The 18,148-nt window shown below is 41.7% G+C and carries 16 protein-coding genes; all 16 read left to right on the top strand.

What is annotated here, in order from left to right:
• Nucleotides 1-5 precede the first annotated feature (5 nt).
• Complete coding sequence (locus ACRRU2_RS14960; RefSeq protein WP_432502797.1) at nt 6-950, top strand: helix-turn-helix domain-containing protein; 945 nt, start codon at nt 6-8, stop codon at nt 948-950.
• A gap of 7 nt (nt 951-957) precedes the next feature.
• The gene (locus ACRRU2_RS14955) at nt 958-1,359 is read left to right on the top strand and encodes a helix-turn-helix domain-containing protein (RefSeq protein ID WP_432502794.1); all 402 of its coding nucleotides are present in this window, start codon (nt 958-960) and stop codon (nt 1,357-1,359) included.
• A gap of 218 nt (nt 1,360-1,577) precedes the next feature.
• A complete protein-coding gene (locus ACRRU2_RS14950) occupies nt 1,578-2,459 on the top strand; it encodes an SAF domain-containing protein (protein ID WP_432502791.1) in 882 nt (293 codons plus the stop codon).
• Complete coding sequence (locus tag ACRRU2_RS14945) at nt 2,456-3,655, top strand: AAA family ATPase (RefSeq protein WP_432502789.1); 1,200 nt, start codon at nt 2,456-2,458, stop codon at nt 3,653-3,655. Before ACRRU2_RS14950 ends, ACRRU2_RS14945 begins: the two co-directional genes overlap by 4 nt.
• A gap of 15 nt (nt 3,656-3,670) precedes the next feature.
• Nucleotides 3,671-5,101 carry an ATPase, T2SS/T4P/T4SS family gene (locus ACRRU2_RS14940; RefSeq protein WP_432502786.1) on the top strand — a complete coding sequence of 477 codons (1,431 nt, stop codon included), beginning with the start codon at nt 3,671-3,673 and terminating at the stop codon, nt 5,099-5,101.
• Nucleotides 5,098-6,075, top strand: coding sequence for a type II secretion system F family protein (locus ACRRU2_RS14935; RefSeq protein ID WP_432502783.1), 978 nt, complete (start codon nt 5,098-5,100; stop codon nt 6,073-6,075). The genes ACRRU2_RS14940 and ACRRU2_RS14935 overlap by 4 nt, the downstream gene beginning before the upstream one ends.
• 24 nt (nt 6,076-6,099) lie before the next feature.
• Nucleotides 6,100-6,978 carry a hypothetical protein gene (locus ACRRU2_RS14930; protein ID WP_432502780.1) on the top strand — a complete coding sequence of 293 codons (879 nt, stop codon included), beginning with the start codon at nt 6,100-6,102 and terminating at the stop codon, nt 6,976-6,978.
• A gap of 201 nt (nt 6,979-7,179) precedes the next feature.
• Nucleotides 7,180-7,365, top strand: coding sequence for a hypothetical protein (locus tag ACRRU2_RS14925; protein ID WP_432502777.1), 186 nt, complete (start codon nt 7,180-7,182; stop codon nt 7,363-7,365).
• Nucleotides 7,366-7,521 carry a hypothetical protein gene (locus ACRRU2_RS14920; protein WP_432502775.1) on the top strand — a complete coding sequence of 52 codons (156 nt, stop codon included), beginning with the start codon at nt 7,366-7,368 and terminating at the stop codon, nt 7,519-7,521.
• Nucleotides 7,522-7,618: 97 nt separating this feature from the next.
• Nucleotides 7,619-8,083, top strand: a complete 465-nt coding sequence (locus ACRRU2_RS14915) for a hypothetical protein (RefSeq protein WP_432502772.1) — start codon at nt 7,619-7,621, stop codon at nt 8,081-8,083.
• A gap of 23 nt (nt 8,084-8,106) precedes the next feature.
• Nucleotides 8,107-8,667: a hypothetical protein gene (locus ACRRU2_RS14910; RefSeq protein WP_432502770.1), complete on the top strand. Its 561-nt coding sequence runs from the start codon at nt 8,107-8,109 to the stop codon at nt 8,665-8,667.
• An 18-nt stretch (nt 8,668-8,685) separates the two neighbouring features.
• Nucleotides 8,686-9,267 carry an HD-GYP domain-containing protein gene (locus ACRRU2_RS14905; RefSeq protein WP_432502767.1) on the top strand — a complete coding sequence of 194 codons (582 nt, stop codon included), beginning with the start codon at nt 8,686-8,688 and terminating at the stop codon, nt 9,265-9,267.
• A gap of 195 nt (nt 9,268-9,462) precedes the next feature.
• Nucleotides 9,463-10,740, top strand: a complete 1,278-nt coding sequence (locus ACRRU2_RS14900) for an S-layer homology domain-containing protein (protein ID WP_432502764.1) — start codon at nt 9,463-9,465, stop codon at nt 10,738-10,740.
• A 6-nt stretch (nt 10,741-10,746) separates the two neighbouring features.
• Nucleotides 10,747-16,230 carry an Athe_2463 domain-containing protein gene (locus tag ACRRU2_RS14895; protein WP_432502761.1) on the top strand — a complete coding sequence of 1,828 codons (5,484 nt, stop codon included), beginning with the start codon at nt 10,747-10,749 and terminating at the stop codon, nt 16,228-16,230.
• A gap of 55 nt (nt 16,231-16,285) precedes the next feature.
• A complete protein-coding gene (locus ACRRU2_RS14890) occupies nt 16,286-16,762 on the top strand; it encodes a hypothetical protein (protein ID WP_432502758.1) in 477 nt (158 codons plus the stop codon).
• 341 nt (nt 16,763-17,103) lie between these two features.
• Nucleotides 17,104-18,148: tyrosine-type recombinase/integrase (locus ACRRU2_RS14885; protein WP_432502755.1), on the top strand; the 1,045-nt coding region annotated here is incomplete at its 3' end.

Raw genomic sequence — 18,148 nt, 5'->3', positions numbered from 1 at the left:
TTAGGTTGAGTGAGGATACAACGGTTTTTTCGGTTTCTGTTCCTGAGATGATGGGGCAATGCGATATTTCACGCAGGACTGTCTATGATTGGATAAATAAAGGGATTGTCAGGTCACTTAAAACTCCTTCTGGTTTAATGATTCATCGAGAAGATGTGGAATACTTGTCATCCTTTTTGTCAGTTAGATCCGTTGCAAAGAAAATAGATGTACCATATGTATTCTTATTAAATCTTGTACGAGAGAATAATGCACTGGTAGAAACAAATCTGTCCTTTATGCAAGGGAAGTATTATGTATCTAGGGTTTGGGTTAACGAGCATAGGGAGTTAATCCTAGAGAGTTATGAGAAGTCGAAAGGAAGCTCAAATAGGAGAAAAAATTTCGGTAGGCGAATGCAGCTGTATCAAAATAAATTAAGGCTCTTCGATGAATTGAGCTACGAGGGAAATACTGTGCGCTTACTATCAGTTGAACCTCCGCTTAAGTATATGGGGTCGAAGGGTGACATAGGGTGTATTGGTGATCCTCATTATATGGGACACTCCAAGGAGTGCGCGAATACCCCTTACATGGGGTATGGTGGCAGCGTGGTATTCCGTTTTTCCTATGGTGATCTACGAGATCAGATACAAGCGCTGGATAGTCTTGTTTATTGGCTCGGGGAAAAGAATGTCCAGGTTTACGAGGATCAAACATGCTTTAATGTAATCTGCAGATATAGTCTGATTCCTTTTCATGAAGGCATCTATAAACCGTTAATCGACAATGTTATTGAAGGTGACGTTTGGGAGGATAACAAAGGTAACATTGTTATTGGCGATTATGAGATGCGCCTGAAATTACCGATAAAATACAGACAATTACTCGACCTGGAACAGAAGCTAGAGGACAAGAATATCAACAAGTGGTTTGCAGATTGTGTCGAGAACTTTATTAATGGTCAGTAGGTGTTTTATGGAGGAAATGTATACCCCAAGCGAATTTGCTGATCTAATCGGGAGAAGTGTTAAGACCTTACAACGGTGGGATCGTACTGGCCGACTGGTTGCTTGTCGAACGGCTGGCAATCGCAGGCGTTATTCGCATAGCCAGTTACTAGAGGTATTGGGGCGTGTCTCTGAAGAAAAAGAAAAAGAAAAATTATGTGTATTATTTGTCGTTGGCGAGGATTTAACCGACGTACCAGATGAAGTGAATAAGGTTTTCAATGGAGAACTTCTCAACATCGCTTATGTAATTGAGTTGATAGTGTTGTCACGAGTAAAGCGCCTTATTTTGCGTGGTGATATTGAAACGTCGCTGAAGCAAACAATCGTTCGCTTATGTGAGCTCCATTATGTAAGAATCGACATATGAGATATAAAACGACATTTTCTCTAACAAATTCTCCATCTTTTGTTGCACAAATTCGGGAAAGCTGGTTATAATGAAAATAGTTACGAGAAGGGCATGTACCCGACTCATTTCTTTCAAGATCGAGAGACTCTATGAGACTCACTATTATTCCGTAGGAATAGTGTGCCTCATAGGGTCTTTTTTTTATTTTTCAAGCCGGTAAGGGGGAGACGATATAGATGGTAAAAAAGATAGCTTTATTTGTACTTGGTTTAGTGTTACTAGCAGGATCGACTTATGGATATTCCCTTTATATGGACAAAAGAAGAGTTGATACGCCTATGGTCACAACTATTATGCCTTCAAGATTGTTAAATGCGGGCGAGATAATTGATTCATCGATGTTAAGACACGTCTCAATACCGGTAGACGCCCATCGGAATGATGCGATCGTAGATGCTGATACATTAATCGGTATGACGGTTATTATACCAGTCGGATCAAGTGAGGAATTTGTATCATGGAAGCTCTCTAAGCAGCACAATGTGCCGGTTGATGGCGAACGCTATTACGCGTTTCCGACGGATTCACTAACCAACGTTAGTAACATGGTCAGAAGGGGAGACCGGGTTGATGTGTGGGTTGAGTTTCCTCAATCAGTTCTTGTTGAAATGGAAGATAAACTATGGCATCTAAGTGCAGTGAAAATTATTGAAAACTTGCATGTAGCCCATGTGAAGTCAAATGAGGGGTTTGAAATTACTGACGGTTCTGATAATACATTAGGTCTTTATGCAGGCGATGCGTCGCTATTATCATCGCATAGAAATAACAGCAATGGGGTCCCAGGTCAAAACATTTATATAATGACGGATGAAATATACAGCGCTTATGTAATGGGTGGACAAGCTGGAAAGATCAAGCTATCTTTGCCTGATTTGAATAGTTACCAAATGGGAAAAGGTGAGGTTACTGAGGTTTATCAGAAGTTGAAGGATTCAACTGCGTTTAATGCGGGATATGGTGAGAAGATTGTTCGTCTTGGTGAGGTTAACCCCGAACATGTTCAGGGTCACGAGGTGGATAATGCATCACAAGCAGAGTTAGGGGGGGCGGAATGATGAAAGCGCTATATGCTATGAAAAAAGGGGAATTGCTTGAAAAGATTCTCGAGCACCAGGTTCCTCATTTGAATATAAGCGTGGCCTCTGACAAGGATCAATTTTTCTCAATGATTAATGATGTTCATTTCGGAATTGTGGTTGTTAATTGCGAGTTGTTTGCTGACACATATCCTTGGGAGTGGATGCTGCCATTAACTAAAATCGGGAATGCCAAGGTATTAATTATTGGGGATAGTGTAGTGTACGATTCGGTCATGTTGGATGTCGTTATGAGATTAGCGGCCGATTTTTCGTTTAGATATTTACCTGCAGGTGGATCGAATACAGAAACTTCTAACTTGGTATATGAAGAAATAATGGGAAAGTCCGATAAGCTGAATGGTCGAGTAATTGAATACGGCAAGTGTGTTACGGTTTTCTCCGCTGCCCCGAAAGATGGTGCGACGACTATAGCAACTAACCTGGCGATCTCTGCGGCACTTTCCTCGCAAGATATGAGGGTAGCACTAATTGATTTGAATCTAAAAAATCCCGAAGTTGGCCATCAGTTAGACTTGCAAGTGAGAAGCGACACTAGCTTAAGAATACGTCCGAGATTGCAAACAAACGTATTGCATGAGAATGATTTGCTCGATTCATGCGTCGCTTATAGTCGCGTGAAGGGGCTATATATAATGACTGGATCGAATCGGCGTGACACTTATGTTGATATGACGCCTGAAATGGTTCACAACCTGATTGATCTATGCCGAAGGACGTTTGATGTAACTGTTATTGATGCAGGAGCCTATCCGGATAATGCGGCAACTATTGTGTCAGTGAAAGAAGCTGATAAAAAGTTGCTTGTAACGCAGAATCAGCATCAATCGTTTTTGCATAGTTGGGGTGAATGGTTTAACTGTAGTTGGAGACAGTTTGGGCTTTCCACTGAATCCATTGATCTGGTAGTAAACAAAGAAGATAAAGCTAATAACGCTGGAAAGATCGCAAAATACTTGGAGATGAGTAGGTATTACTCAATCCCATTAGCTGATGAACAAAATACAAGTGAAGGGAAACCGGCTTACTTCAATCCAGGATCAGCGGTGTTTAAGTCAGCGATTGATGCTTTGGTTGAATCCGTGACCAACGTTGGAAATCAAGGTCAGCTGCCTTCAAGGAATGCATGGTGGAAGAAGTTGTTGAGTATTTAGGAAGGGGGTAGGAACATGTCTGCGGTGCAGTTAAAAGAACGTCCAAGCACTTCTATACCTATGCGGGTTCGCATACCCTTTGACCCTGCTAAGTATATGAAAGATATAAAGTTGCTGAATCATCATAATCGACAAACATCGGCTATTAAACGGAATGATGGAAAGATCCCATTGAGTGAAGCTGCTTCCATTATTTACGAACATTTAATGGAGCGTTCGAAAACAGATTCTAATGTGCATCAAGATATTATTAATGCTGGATTGGGCGAACCGTTAGCTCAAGAGCGAATGAGATCCATAATTGACACTTTGATTATGGAGTACCGTCTTGATATTGACCCTTCAACGCTTATTGATAATTGGAGTCCAGCAGAGTGTGTCTTCGCTGAGACATGTGGGGCTAGTTTGATTGAGGATCTTGTTAAGCTGCCTGATGTGGAAGAGGTGCAGGTTTTAGGACAAGATATTTTCTTAATTCGATCAGCAGAACAAGAGCTGCATCATCGAAAATTCCCATCAATAAAAGCCGTAGAACTTTTGCAAGATCGTCTAGCACTTTGCGGGAAAAAGCCAATTAACGATGCACATCCCGTTCTACAAACCTACATGTACAACGGTTCGCGGTTAGTCATGACTCGACCAGGTTACACAGACGTTCCAAGTATTCACATCCGGAATTTCATTGTAAAAAATGTTTCCTTGGACAATATGGTTTCTTTGCGGACTATAAATAGCGATATGGCTTTACTGCTACAACGACTTGTTAAGTTTCATGCGAGTTTTCTGATTGGCGGTTCGACTAATACGGGGAAAACAACATTCCTTTTCTCCTTGTGTTCCGAAATTCCGGAGCATGAACGTATTCGGTCTCTTGAGGTAGAGTTCGAAGTTAACTTGCGAAAGCGGCTCCCAGGAAAAAGGAACATTCTAGCTGCAAGAGCTATTCCGGAAGCTGGATTGCCTATGGAGGAAGCTTTTAAGCCCTTATTGGTTATGTCCCCTCACTGGGTTGTTGTTGGCGAGTCGAAGGGTGCTGAAGTATCCCAGGCTATTCAGGGTTCACTTCGTGGCCATAACGTAATCTCTACCATCCACACCAACGATCGGGAATCTCTTATTTCAGATATTGTTGACATGGTAAAGCAGGATGGAAGAAACCACGAGTATGAGGATGTCATTCAGCGGGTGGCGCGTGCATTTCCTATCGTTATTTATTTAAGGATCATCAACATAAACGGGAAAATGTATCGTGTTGTCTCAGAAATTACTCATTTTTATGTCAAAGATAATCGCCCCCGAATTGAACCATTATTTAAGTGGGATTATGACAATCAACTTTGGACTTATACCGGAGCAGCCTTTTCTGAAAGTTTTAAGGAGCGCCTTATCTCAAGTGGCGCAACCTCTAAAGACTTTGAGTTTCTCCCAGGAGTGTGGGGAGTATGATGCCTTCAATTTATGACGGCTTAATGAAAGGGGTATTTTTAACTTTTTTCATCTGCGGGATGAGTATATTGCTGTTCAGCTTGATTCGATGGCTTTACAAAATCACGCAGACCAGCAGCAGATGGAAAAAGTTATATAAAAAGAAGGACCAGGAAGACACCTTCAATTTTGATGACCTTCCTATTGTAAAGGACTTCGCTAATTTATTGGAATTTGCAGAAGTAAAGATTAAGCCGGCAGTTATGTTGTTCATCGTGTTACTTCTCGGACTTGGTTCATATTGGAGTTTTGGTGCTGGGATTGAGATTTTGAAGCAAAGTGTGGCAATAACCTCTGTGGTTAACGATCGCTCTGGCATCGTGCTGATTAATATAGCAATGTCACTACTCATGGCTTCTTTACCTTATTTTTACGTCGTTTTTCAAGCGCAGCGCAAAAGGCATCGAATAGCTCTTAGAATGATCGTGCTGGTGCAAAACCTAATCGGAAACTATAATCCGCATCTAACGATCTCAGAAGTTATTTCTCGCTCAGCCAATACAATGCCTGATGAAGTAAAGAGTGAATGGCACAGATTGGACTTATCATTGCACATGAAGCCTATAGATGAGGCTCTGCATGATTTTTCTAATAGACTTCGTAATAGATGGGCTGAACAGCTTGTGGACACACTTTTAATTGGGGCACAGTATGGAGCTGATATTACGGATTCACTCCATCAAATGGTCAAGAGAATGCAGACATCGAAACGAAATGAGGAAAAACGGATAGCGATGGTTACTGTTTATCGCATAGGCACTCTTATTATGGTGTTTTTTAATATAGGGTTTATTGCGATGAATATTTATGCTGATAGTTCAAACTATGAAGTCTACTTTGTTAGTCCAACTGGTAAGGCGTTAGTTGTATTATCAATTATCGTATTATTCGTGTCACTTATCTTAGTTGTTCGGTCTGGACGCCGCCAATTCTGATATTGATTTGAGAGGGGGGGCTAAATGTTAAATTTTATTGATATTGCCTTTTTACTCGCATTTATTCTAGGGGCAGGAATTCTAATTTTTCTCTTTTTCCGTTCTCTAGGGCGTTGGTCCAAAGATAGTTTCTTTTGGCTAAATGTGAAAAAGGCAATAAATAAGAGAAAGCAGCCGATTGTTACTAAAAAAACGATCTCTTACAAGGATCTGAAGTTTTATGAACACGCAAGGCTTGTAAAATGGGCCAGAAACATTTCTCGGGATAATTTTTTATTAATCCAAGTATTCTCTTCCTTTATGGGGGGAGGCATTGTTCTTAGTTCGAAGGTGCAGACTCTTGGTTTCATGGATACGGGGGATCGAGTTAAATTTTCCTTTTTATTAATCGCTGTGTGTTTCGCTTTTTTCATGCTTCCTATGTGGCTGCTTATTGCGGAAGCGAAAAAAAGCAGGACAGCGTATTTGATGGAAATTTCCCTTTTTGCAGAGAGGTTAGCTTTATGTGTAACTGACAAGGCTGACGTTCGAAGCACAATTCTTCGGGCTGGACGACCGCTAAAGCTTCTGTTTCCGCATATTCAGGCATTAGCGGAAAAGTGGCAGATTAACCAACAAGAAGCTATATACGGGTTCCAGGAGGCTGTTGGCGTATCGGAGGTGTTTACTCTTGTTAATGCGTTAGACAACATTAGCAAAGCCAATCCACAGGACATTGTTGCGGTCCTAAAGGATCAAGCTGCAAGCATTGAAGCAACGCTTGAATCTGATGTAAATCGAAACATCGAGAACGCTCCTGTAACGCTTACTTTTTACATCATGATCCCTTTTGCTGTTGGTCTGTTGATTTTTATTTATCCATGGGTAGTACAAGTTGGCCAACTGCTTAATACAAGCTTTTAGAGCAAGATCATATTCCGTGAAAGGGGTGATGCATATTGCAAAAATACTTTCGACGCTAGTAGTGTGTTCGCTGGTTTTGGGGCTGATCATCTTCGTATTCTCTAAATCGTTAGCTCCCGCAGTTACAAATGCGGGGAATACCACAAAAACAACGATCGAAGATGCGTTTTCTGAATAATTAATAATTGGAGGTTTTGCCTAATGTCAAAGATTCTTACCGCAATTTTTATGACTGCAATTGTTATCGGGATCTGTATTTGGATTTTCGATGACAACATTTCTCCTGGAGCCGGAGGTAAGGCAACGAGAATCCAAACCGATGTGACCACTACGTGTGTTAACCAGCTTAACGGTACTGTGACCATTGGTGCTGGATGCGGCAACTAAATGGCAAAGATTTTAAGCGTTTTAGTGATAGCACTTCTGATGTTGGGTATTGGCATTTTCATCTTTAATGGTGATGACGGCGTGAAAAATACTGTCATTGAGGGCCACGATCGGATGACGGAGAAGGTTAGGCAATTTGATTATCGCTCAAATTGATGATGGGGGGGCTTGTGTCTCCACGAGCCCTTGCCGCATTTCTCGGACTATGAAAATAACACATGTGTGTGAAGATAAATCAAAGGTGTGGTTGAACATGAGAAAGATCCTTGGGGTTTTGAAATCACAAAAAGGAATTTCTACCTTAATTACGACATTATTTATCGCACCCGTGCTTCTCTTCTTTTGTTTCTGTATTGTTCCGTTCCTGGTGTTTCATATGAAATATGAAAAACTATTGACGGTAACAAACCAAACTCTAAAAGAAGCCGAAGCAGTCGGTCATGTAAATAACACAGTAATACAGAATGCTAATGCTAAATTAAGTGCGATCGGCATGAGTTCTGTTGTTATAAATGGCGTGACGTATCCGAATTATTCCGGTAGCACAACAACAAAGGTTATGCGAAATGGAACCAATCCTACAGTTGTTGTGCAAATTAAATATCCTGCCCCTAATCTGTCCAGGGTGCTATTAGCACTAGGTGGAAGTGGGAGTAGCTCTGAAAATGAAGGTTTCTTTGTAATAACTCTGTATGGAAGAAGTGAGGCTTACAATTAATAGATTCGAAAGTGTGCGTGGTTATGATGGCAAAACGCATATCCAATATTCTACAAGACCAGCGTGGCGGAGTGCATATTCTAGTCTTTTCCTTACTGGCAATCATAAGCTTGACCTTCATATGGATGATGGCATTAAATTTTATGCTTCAAAGCTCTTCGATGAATAAATCGAAATTAGCTTTAGACCAGGCAACGCACGCAGCTGCTATGGAGATAAATCGGCAGCAAGCTGCAAGGGGGGTTCTTGTATGGAACTCGACACAAGGCAGAGATCACTTTTATAGATATTTACGACTTAATATGAAGCTGGATTCATTGAATAAACCGCTTCCCGAGAGTTTCCTTAACCATGATCCAATTGTACACGTGTTGGAAGGGGTAACAGCTGCTTCGTATCCAAGTCAGATTTCACGTTCGATTACCCTTTATGCTGGAACGAGGGATCAGATTACTCGGAATGTCACAGTGACGATTTACGGTCCATCTGTACTGGCAATTGTTGAGGTTAGACAGGGGTTGATGGGGAAGAGGAGGACTGAGCCGATTTTAATAAGTAGTGTTTCCAGTATACGTTTTCGATAGTGGCTAGGGGGGGTTCTTATGTTGGATTATGCTCTTTTAGAGCATTTACGTAAACACCATGAAACCACTTATTATCACTCACTACGGGTTGCTGTGCTTTGCTATCAGGTAGGTGTAATAAGCAACATTGAGCAATCCGTGATCCTATTTAGAGGTGGCTTGTTTCACGATATCGGAAAGCTATTGATTCCTTCCAGTGTTTTGAGTTTACGTAGAGCTCTGACACTAGAAGAATACGCGCTAGTCAAACAACATGTCCAACATGGTGTGAATATTCTTAAGAAGTGTGATGAACTGGAGCCTGTAATCGCGGCAGTTGAAGGTCATCACGAAAGAGAGGATGGCGGGGGATATCCCTTCGGGGGCACCTCGCACTCTGACTTATCAAGAATTGTTGCCGTCTGTGATGTTTATGATTCCATGACAGAGGAGCGCGAGTATCGGCGTCCTATTTCTAAGTGGGAAGCCCTAAGGTTAATGGAGCAGGGAGAGCTCGGTGCCTTATCTTCTAAATATATTGAAGCGCTATCGAAAGTAGTTACTAATAACAAAAAAATCCCCTCTCCTCTTCAAAATCAAAATCTGAAATTGACGTTATAAACCTTCTGATCCCCAGTCTAGAAATTTCATATTTATATGCTATAATTAGGGTTGTAAACGTTTCATTCAGAATTTATTCTCAAGATCCAACCCTAAGGGTGTAACTTTATTGAGGACAAGACTCTTTTTGTTTTGTCCCCCAAAGTTCATCTGCAGGGTTATTTGCCGTTTATTTCATTTTAAGGAGGAATCGATATGAAAAGCATGTTATGGAGAAAGTTGGCGCTTGTGGCTACTTCATTTGTTGTTGCTGCGGTTATGTTATTAGGGGCAGCTTCACATGAGGTGAAAGCCGCTAGTAATTCCGTATTTTCAGATGTTAAAGGACACTGGGCCGAGAAAAGCATTCTGGAAATGTATGATCGAGGGATAGTAAGTGGTTTTCCCGACGGTACATTTCGACCGGATGATCGTGTAAACATCGATCAGTTTGTGAAGATGCTGGTCGCATCTTTGGCCGAGAAGAGACCAAGTGGTAAGTATTCCTGGAAAGAGGGCTTTACTGACAGACTAAGCGTTTATCAGAAAAACGATCTTCTCCGGACGGGTTTTGACCTGAATGATTTACCTAGATCAGCATATTGGGCGGAACCTTACCTTCAATTTGCTGATGCTATGAACTTAATTGATCGGGATGAAAGATTATATGGAGGCAAATTTGATCGACCAATGACTAGAGAAATTGCTTCATTAACAATTCGAGGCACATTAGATCTGTTGGAATATCCAGAAAGCACACGCTACGCCCTGCTTGGACTCGATGGGATTACGGATCATCATAATATTGATGAGGACTTGAAGTATTCTGTAGGGTCAGCAATCGTAAAGGGAATGCTCGTAGGCTACCCAGATGGAAGTTTTCGTCCTAAGGGTTTTATTACAAGAGCCGAAGCTGTGGTTATCATTGATCGGATTTGGAATGAAGGATTAAGAAAACCGTACCTTCCTGACTTATCCAATCAATTCTCTACGATTGAAACGTTGTTTGATGGACAGAAGAGATATGTTGTGTTTGAAAAGAAAGAGTTTGTTGAAGTTGCAGAGGCTGTTGGACAAGCTGCGCTTAAATCTAGAGGATATGCTGAGTTTGATGGGAAATTTGCGGAGTTGTTTGATAGTAAGGAAACGAAAATGGTTTATTTAGAAAGACAAAACAGTGACCCTTATTTCTTTGAAACAGCTCCTTATGATTTCGAATTTGGTATCACTGCAAGCGAAAACAGCTACGTTTTTGCTGCAAGAGATTATGATCTAAACGAATCTGTCCATAAGGAAGCTGTTAATCATTATTTGAACAAAATGTTTGGAAATGATGCGGATAAATTTAAGGATAAATTCTTTTCATTTGCAGAAAAGCACGCTACAGGGAAAAGACCATCACCAGAGGATTATGTATTTAATGGTCGAGATGTTCGTCTGATGATGGATACTCCTACATCTGTCGTAGCGCATATTTCTGTTCAAAGGAGGTAAGCGGTCATGCGACTTCATTTTCGTAAAATAATGGCCATGGTACTGATGGTAACTACCATCAGTACCATCCTTCCTTCATTTCCTCAAACTTCTACGGTTTATGCAGCAGATATTGCAAAAAACAACTGTGGTGCTGCTTATGCGTCTGCCCCATCGTGGGGGCCATTGCCAGCCGGTGTTGAAGAAAAAAATGGACAAGGCTTAAAATTGAATTATAAGTTATATGTCCTGTTGGGTTTAATTGTTTATGGGGAAATGTCTGTAGGCACTAACCCATTCCCTGCAAACAATACGTTTAAGAACTCGTACCAAGCTGGAGTAGGTGCTCCAATTGAACAAAATATAGGTCGTTTTAAGTCGCCGGATGGTAAATGCGGTGAATACCGCTTTTTTGGCTTTGATTATAATGGAAACCTCTACAGTAATTCGCGGTTTCCTGTAGATATGGGAGGATCTCGTGCACTTTCGGAGAAAAAGTGGATTTTTCAACCATGGGCGAACCTCCCCGGTTGGTATTCCCTTAAACCTGAAAATGGAGGTGTGTTTGGGAATAGGGGTTATGATGCAACTAATCAATCCCATACGTTTTTAGCGAATTACATAGCAAATAGCTTAGGTTTTCAGGTTGAACGAGGCATTATACCAATTGATGATGGCGTCGTTCCTTTGAGGGAAAATGAACCTGAAACTAGTATCCCTAGGACAGATCCACGTGCTCATGTCGCGAATTTCGGCACAGTCCACCAAGCTCCTTCATTAAATGCTCCAGGTTCTATGATGATGTTTCATAAGTCATCGTCTGCAAAATCAGGGATTTGGTATCATACTATGGAGCTTCCCAAGCTCTCTGGACTTAAACAGCATGTACCGATTACTGCGAGTATTGTTCCAGATCCTGTAGAAATCAAATTAGAAAACTTCCGAGGAATGGAGTATGCGACAGTTGATCTGAAGGTCTCGGGTTTGCTGGATGACGTTATCGTTTCCTCTGAATTAGATAAGCTCTCGTATTATAATCGTGATGATATAGACAGTTGGAACTTTACCGTGGAAACAAATACAACTTCAAATAAGGATTTTACTCTCACAAAGACTGATGCACCATTCAAAGATAATCTAGGAAAACACACATTTTCTGATGTCCAAATTCCCATGTCTAAACTGATTGCTCTTGGAAATGGAGGGCAATATGGGGTTCGTGTAACTGCGGAAGTGGTATATAGGGACAATACAAAGCGGAGTGCAGTTGCGACAGCAGTCATTAAAGTAAAGGGTCAAGTGCAAGAGTTGGAAACGGATTTTACAATTAATTCCCCTATATCGTTTACTGACAAAAATGCCTTTGTTTCAAGTATGGTGGGGTATAGGGACGGCACAAATCGAGATGTTCAGCAGTTTGACCGTTATGAAATCACAATATTTGAGCCGTTTTCAGGGACGAGTACAGCATATAATTCAACAAAGGCTGCGTTTAGTGAAGTCGCTGCGCAGAATACCTTGCATAACTTCATTAAATCCAAGTTTGCAAATCAAGTGCTAACGGGATCAGGGGCGGAAGAGAAAACCTTTCAAATTAAGCAAAAAATCTATAAGGGTTCAAAATCAGTCGAAGTCACAAAAACTATCTATGTGCTTCAGCTGCCATTTAACCTTGAAGATGGGGAGTTTACATGGACAGCCCCAAGCGGGAATACACTTATAATTAAAGTGGATGCTAAATTTTTAATTCCTGACCCTGATCTACCGAATGAATGGTTCGATGTAGTGCCTTATCCTGCGAGTGATGCCACAGAAGGGTGGGAGGTCAGGACTGTACATGTGGATGGTGTGTCGGTGAATCCAGATGCTTTCTTTGCGGGCAATTATGTATTTGGTATAGGCAATCATGGATTAAGGAAGATCGAAATTGAATGGCAGTCAGAAGATGGGCTTACAGCAAACGTTATAGATTGGACGTTAGTGCACGATACGAAACCTAGAGTATCTGCGCAGCTCTCTGGACTATTTAAGGAGAATCGCAAGGCAACCATTACGAATACATCTATGAATCAAATTGAGCCTTTTGTAGAGAGTGTTTATCCGACAACGTATGAGTTTACTTTTGTGGGAAATCATTCATCGCTTCATAAAAAGACGGATACGCAGTGGTTGAAAGAGTTTCAAGCCAGCCAACCAGGTAAGTACTCAATTAGCTTAACTGGTCGCAATTCTCTTGGCCGCGTATCAGATCCATATGTTATAGATTTCACCATTTTGCCGGATGAGGCACCAGCTGTTGTCCTTCATCCTTTTGACTCAGAGGTTGCCCGCGGCGAAAGTGTGAGACTCTCACATAGCACTGATTCTGTCGATGGGGATTACATTCAGACCAGATGGGTTAAATTGTGGTATGACAGCGACAACAACGGGACATTCGATCAGTTGGTCACAACCTATACTGGCAGCATTCTCACTCAAATTACACCGCCGGCTGGCAAACTAGGGGCGTACAAGTTAGAAGGTTATGCTGAGGAACGAACAAACGAACCATACTATCCTGAGTTCATGCCAGCGAATGCCTTTAAGAAAACGACTTTTGAGACGTACTTTGCAGTAAATAACTATAAGCCAATGACGGAATTGTATATCGAGAGAAAGATTGATGTGCCAAATGTGGATGTTTATTTCATGTTGGATCGTGCGATGAGTGAAACCAAAATCAATTGGATGAATGCAAATGAAGTAGCAAATACCAATAAATTGATTGATATTGGCGTAAATCCAGTGGTTGATACCTGGGATATGAAGACGTATACCCATGGTACTTCAGCATCCACGAGCCGGTATTATGGCACGTCTTTTCCGGCCTCCTCTATTTCATATTCCAGTAACGGGTATAGCGGAACATTGTACAGATACGATTATTCAAACGCTCAGTATCAAGAAGACAGAGGGAGTCAGAAGACGAGACAGGTAACAACAACCGAAAGTGCCAGCTTTACAGCATCTTGTACCAACACTCGTTATAAGCAGCCGGATGGTAGTTGGTCAGGGAGTGATAGTGACTGCCCGTCTTCGTGGCCAATCAATTCAAATGGATATAGTGGGTCAATTCCACGAACAGGTACTACACAGACTGTGGATGAAGAAACTAGGAAGTCGTGGTCTGCATCCTATAGCGGAACCCTGACTAAGACGGTTACAACAACAGAAACATACTGGGAATCGAATTGGGTTTGGGTGGATAGCTATACAGGATATTACTCAGGTACAATCTATAAGGATGTAAGGCAATCCTATGACAACAGTTTCATGCGAACGATAAGTGATAAATATGTTGTCTATATGGCGGATAATACAATTAGCCAATTATCTGATTTACAAATGGTAATGCGGTTTAATGAAGCTAAATTGGTTTGTGTCGGCGGAACAGGCATGCAAAGTCAAATAACGTGCGATCACTTCATTGCTGCAGGAAGCAAGACGGCCGAACAACTAGTTAATCAAGTGGTAGAGTATATCAGTCAAATTAGTCCTCCTACTGAAAGGATTTATCGACTCGTTAATGAAAGCATCACTCTACAAAAGGGCGAAGCGGATATAGAGGGTGATACAATCATTGCGAGGCAAACGAAGCTCTGGCAGGATATGAGTTGGTTCGGACCAGGCGGTTTTGATAATTCTGAGGGACCCATCTCAGGTATAGCGCAATCTGAAACTGGTGCATCGTGGGGCTCAGATCGTTCAAGCATCTCTTTTGCAAAGCCAGGTAAGTATACCCTTGTTCGTCGTATTCAGGATCGACCGATGACCGATACCCGGTTCGAGAACTACAACTACTATTCTAATGAGTCGAAGGTTGAAATTATCATTCATCGCAAGCCTATTGCGGATGTTTATCTGGATTGGGACTACGATTCAAGCCAAGGAAATTACATTACGGATTTTGAAGATTTGTCTTATGACAAGGATCATCAGTACAGTCATCCGGCCAAAGGGATTGTCGATCGCACGATGACGCTTCGCCATCAAGGAACTGGCCAATTGTGGTATTCAATTCCGAGTCGTTTGAATTCTGGCACATATACGCTCACGTATGCAGTTAAAGATGTGGAGGGGGCGTGGTCAGACACTCTAGTTCGGACATTCATATTAGATCCTGCGCCGCCTGTGCAGCTCGACGCAAAATTGAGGACAGTGAGCTCGTCCTTCTCATTGACGAGCATTCCGGCTAGCGAGAGTTTGTTGAATTATGATATTTGGACGAGATACCCGTATAACGTAGCGCTAAAAATAACCTTTAACACAACTACGAGAAATATACCTTACTATTCCGGAACGAAGTCCGGTAATGATATTAACTGGACGAATCAGACCGTGACTATTCCGGATACAACGCCTGATGGAAATTATACGTTTAGACTGGATGCAACGGGTACTGGAAGCAGCCAGAATGCTTACAAGACATGGGCGGTAAATGTTTTTACGCCGATTAATCTGCAGGGTGATGTAACAAATGCTTCGAATAATTCCATCAGTAGTATTGTCACGCAAGATGCATTTAAGCTGACAGCGACTACAACTAAGTATCCGTCAACAGTATCAGTTCTTATGTTTAAGGGCACGTCATATGCGCGAACGGTTAATTTGACCGGCTCTACTTCTGGTTCTAGCAAGTCGTGGACTGCGAATGTGGCTGCACTTGGACTTAACGCAGTGCCTACTGGTAACTATGTCTTCGAGTGGACGGCAACGACACCAGCTGGGAAGCAAGAAAGGGTACAAAAGACTTTAGCGGTCGTGAATAACCGCCCACCTACGGGAAGCATGCAACTGCCATCAAATGTTTTCCGGAATGATACCAAGTCATTTACGGTTACGGCTTCAGATCCGGATAACGACAGCCTTACGATCAAGGTAGAAGCTAGATTGAATAGTGGGTCGTATTCGACAATTCAAAACATCACAGGTGTTACATCTGGTTCGTCAAGATCGTTTAATTATGGCCCATTGTCAGAGGGGACGTACACATTCCGGTTAACCGTTACGGATGGAAAGGGAGGGACGCACGAAAGCACCTATACACTGGTTGTAAAAGGCTTGAGTATTACGGGTGCGGTATCACATACCGATGAATGGGAAAATTATCGCCTGGTATGGAACGCCGCGAATCCAACGCAACAACGTGCGGCCAATGTGTTCTGGGCTGGAGAGGCGATTATCGTTACTGCAAACTTAACTAATACGGGTACATCGACAACGAAACCGTCAACAGTAACAGCTCGCATCGTTCAAACCACCGACTCGAAGACACTGACCGAGACAAATTCAACCAAAGTGACTTACACAGGTGAGATCTTGAATGTAAACCATACGGAGACTCTCGCCGATGGGAATTACACCATGAGGTTCACTGTAGCTTGGAGCAATGGACTAACACAAACATATGATGTGCCATTTATAATTCGCGGCAACATTTATGATGTTATCGTGCCGCAAATACGCAGTTGATTAAAAGGAGAGGAGGCAGCTCCTCTCCTTACTTCTTAAAGCGCGGAGGATCGTAATGTGGAATGATCGTGTGTATCAATTTGAGCGCAGGCTCGAGGGTGGCTGCGTAGTCGGAATTGAGGGCTTTACATATATCAATGAAAAAGTAGTTCGACGTTTAGGATTGGAGCACGGGGATTTGGTACGACCAATAAAACGAATTGTGCTCAGGGAAGGAATCGGTTATCGTTACGAATTCGAATTAGTGAAAAAAAACCCAACGCCTTCTCCCGATCGTATTCAAGTGGATGCTTGCATGGTGGGGGAAGGGTTGAAGTTGCTCAATCGTGATCGAGAACAGTTGTTTTTCGCTGGCGTGGGGCTGCGAATAACTGAGCGCTGTATTATGAGGTTCAAGCTGGTAATTGGCGATCTAGTGGATGTAGCGTTCCCTAGTACCAATCCCTATAAATTAAAGGTTATCTGGAAGCACGTCTCATTTGATAGCTGTCGGGTAAGCGAGCATCCCCTTGAAGCTAGATCTCATTTTTGAAATGTATTTGCCTAATTGAATGGGAAGGGAGTTGTGAATGAGCCTTCAAAGGCTCTTTTTTCTTTTCTGCCAGAAGAATGTCGGTAAGTATTTTGGCTGAGATCCAGGAAGAGCGAGCTGCTGCAGGTGTTTGAAAAGTGTCAGAAGAAAATAAAGTATTAGACTGAAAAATAAAGTGTTAGACTCGGTTAATTGTAGTAACGTAAATAGAGGATGGTTAGTTCATTATATGAACTAATCTCCTCTATTTTTTGTTTAATAGAAATATTAACTATGGCTTTAAAACTTAGTATAAATTATTTAATATATTCAGGATAAATGCTTTCGTTGGGAGTGACGCTGTGAGAGTACAAGAAGTAATTCTTAATGATAATAAAAAGAGATATTTGCTGTTGGATGAGGTAGGTGTTCCAGTTGTTCCTGTTATGAAGTATTTAAAACACCTCGATCAGACAGGTAAAAGCAACAACACACTGAAGACTTATTGCTACGCATTAAAACAGTATTTCACTTATCTTGAAGAGCGGAAGATAGATTATAAAGAAGTAGGAATTAAGGATCTTGCTGACTTTGTAGGGTGGTTGCGTAATCCATTTGAAAGCGGAAAAGTGACTCCATTACAACAGATTGAAGCGAAAAGAACAGAAAAATCAGTGAATCTTATAATCACAGTGGTAACAAACCTATATGATTACTTTTTCCGTATTCAGGAGATTCAAAACGATATGGTAGATATACTGGTAAGACAAGTATTTAGAGGTGGTCATAGTAAATATAAGGGTTTCCTACATCATGTCAATGAAGGAAAACCGACGAATAAGAACGTTTTAAAGCTGAAAGAACCTAGAAGAAAACCTAGGGCTTTGCATAAGGAGGAGGTCGAACACATCTACGAGTCCACATCGAACATTCGTGATCGATTGTTGATTCAGTTGTTGTTTGAAACGGGACTACGTATCGGGGAAGCATTATCACTCTTCATGGAAGACTTCGTATTCGATCACAAGAATGGCCATCGAATACGTTTAACGGACCGCGGTGAATTGGAGAACGGAGCTAAACTCAAGACGGGTGAACGGGAATTGTATGTTTCGCAGGGACTCATGGATTTATACGACGACTACCTATACAACGTGATTGATGATCTTGAAATCGATACGAATTTTGTATTTGTTAAACTGCGAGGAAACCGAGTTGGACAACCGATGAATGACCGCGATGTACGCGCCTTATTTAAAGTGCTGTGTAAGAAAACAGGGATGCACATTCACCCTCACTTGCTGCGGCACACGCATGCAACAATATACTACCGTCAAACGAAAGACATCAAACAAGTGCAAGAACGATTAGGACACGCCAATATTCAAACAACTATGAACATCACGT

This window comes from Paenibacillus sp. GXUN7292 (assembly GCF_050864975.1).
In the GTDB taxonomy this organism is placed as follows: domain Bacteria; phylum Bacillota; class Bacilli; order Paenibacillales; family Paenibacillaceae; genus Pristimantibacillus.
Note: the sequence above shows the minus strand (reverse complement) of the source record. Positions and strands in the feature narration are given on the sequence as shown.

Bases quoted from the DNA above. Each gene is read 5' to 3' on its own strand.
- ACRRU2_RS14895 (WP_432502761.1), top strand. From the start codon at position 10,747: ATGCGACTTCATTTTCGTAAAATAATGGCCATGGTACTGATGGTAACT.
- ACRRU2_RS14905 (WP_432502767.1), top strand. From the start codon at position 8,686: ATGTTGGATTATGCTCTTTTAGAGCATTTACGTAAACACCATGAAACC.
- ACRRU2_RS14925 (WP_432502777.1), top strand. From the start codon at position 7,180: ATGTCAAAGATTCTTACCGCAATTTTTATGACTGCAATTGTTATCGGG.
- ACRRU2_RS14890 (WP_432502758.1), top strand. From the start codon at position 16,286: ATGTGGAATGATCGTGTGTATCAATTTGAGCGCAGGCTCGAGGGTGGC.
- ACRRU2_RS14920 (WP_432502775.1), top strand. From the start codon at position 7,366: ATGGCAAAGATTTTAAGCGTTTTAGTGATAGCACTTCTGATGTTGGGT.
- ACRRU2_RS14935 (WP_432502783.1), top strand. From the start codon at position 5,098: ATGATGCCTTCAATTTATGACGGCTTAATGAAAGGGGTATTTTTAACT.
- ACRRU2_RS14945 (WP_432502789.1), top strand. From the start codon at position 2,456: ATGATGAAAGCGCTATATGCTATGAAAAAAGGGGAATTGCTTGAAAAG.
- ACRRU2_RS14940 (WP_432502786.1), top strand. From the start codon at position 3,671: ATGTCTGCGGTGCAGTTAAAAGAACGTCCAAGCACTTCTATACCTATG.
- ACRRU2_RS14910 (WP_432502770.1), top strand. From the start codon at position 8,107: ATGATGGCAAAACGCATATCCAATATTCTACAAGACCAGCGTGGCGGA.
- ACRRU2_RS14950 (WP_432502791.1), top strand. From the start codon at position 1,578: ATGGTAAAAAAGATAGCTTTATTTGTACTTGGTTTAGTGTTACTAGCA.
- ACRRU2_RS14930 (WP_432502780.1), top strand. From the start codon at position 6,100: ATGTTAAATTTTATTGATATTGCCTTTTTACTCGCATTTATTCTAGGG.
- ACRRU2_RS14900 (WP_432502764.1), top strand. From the start codon at position 9,463: ATGAAAAGCATGTTATGGAGAAAGTTGGCGCTTGTGGCTACTTCATTT.
- ACRRU2_RS14955 (WP_432502794.1), top strand. From the start codon at position 958: ATGGAGGAAATGTATACCCCAAGCGAATTTGCTGATCTAATCGGGAGA.
- ACRRU2_RS14915 (WP_432502772.1), top strand. From the start codon at position 7,619: ATGAGAAAGATCCTTGGGGTTTTGAAATCACAAAAAGGAATTTCTACC.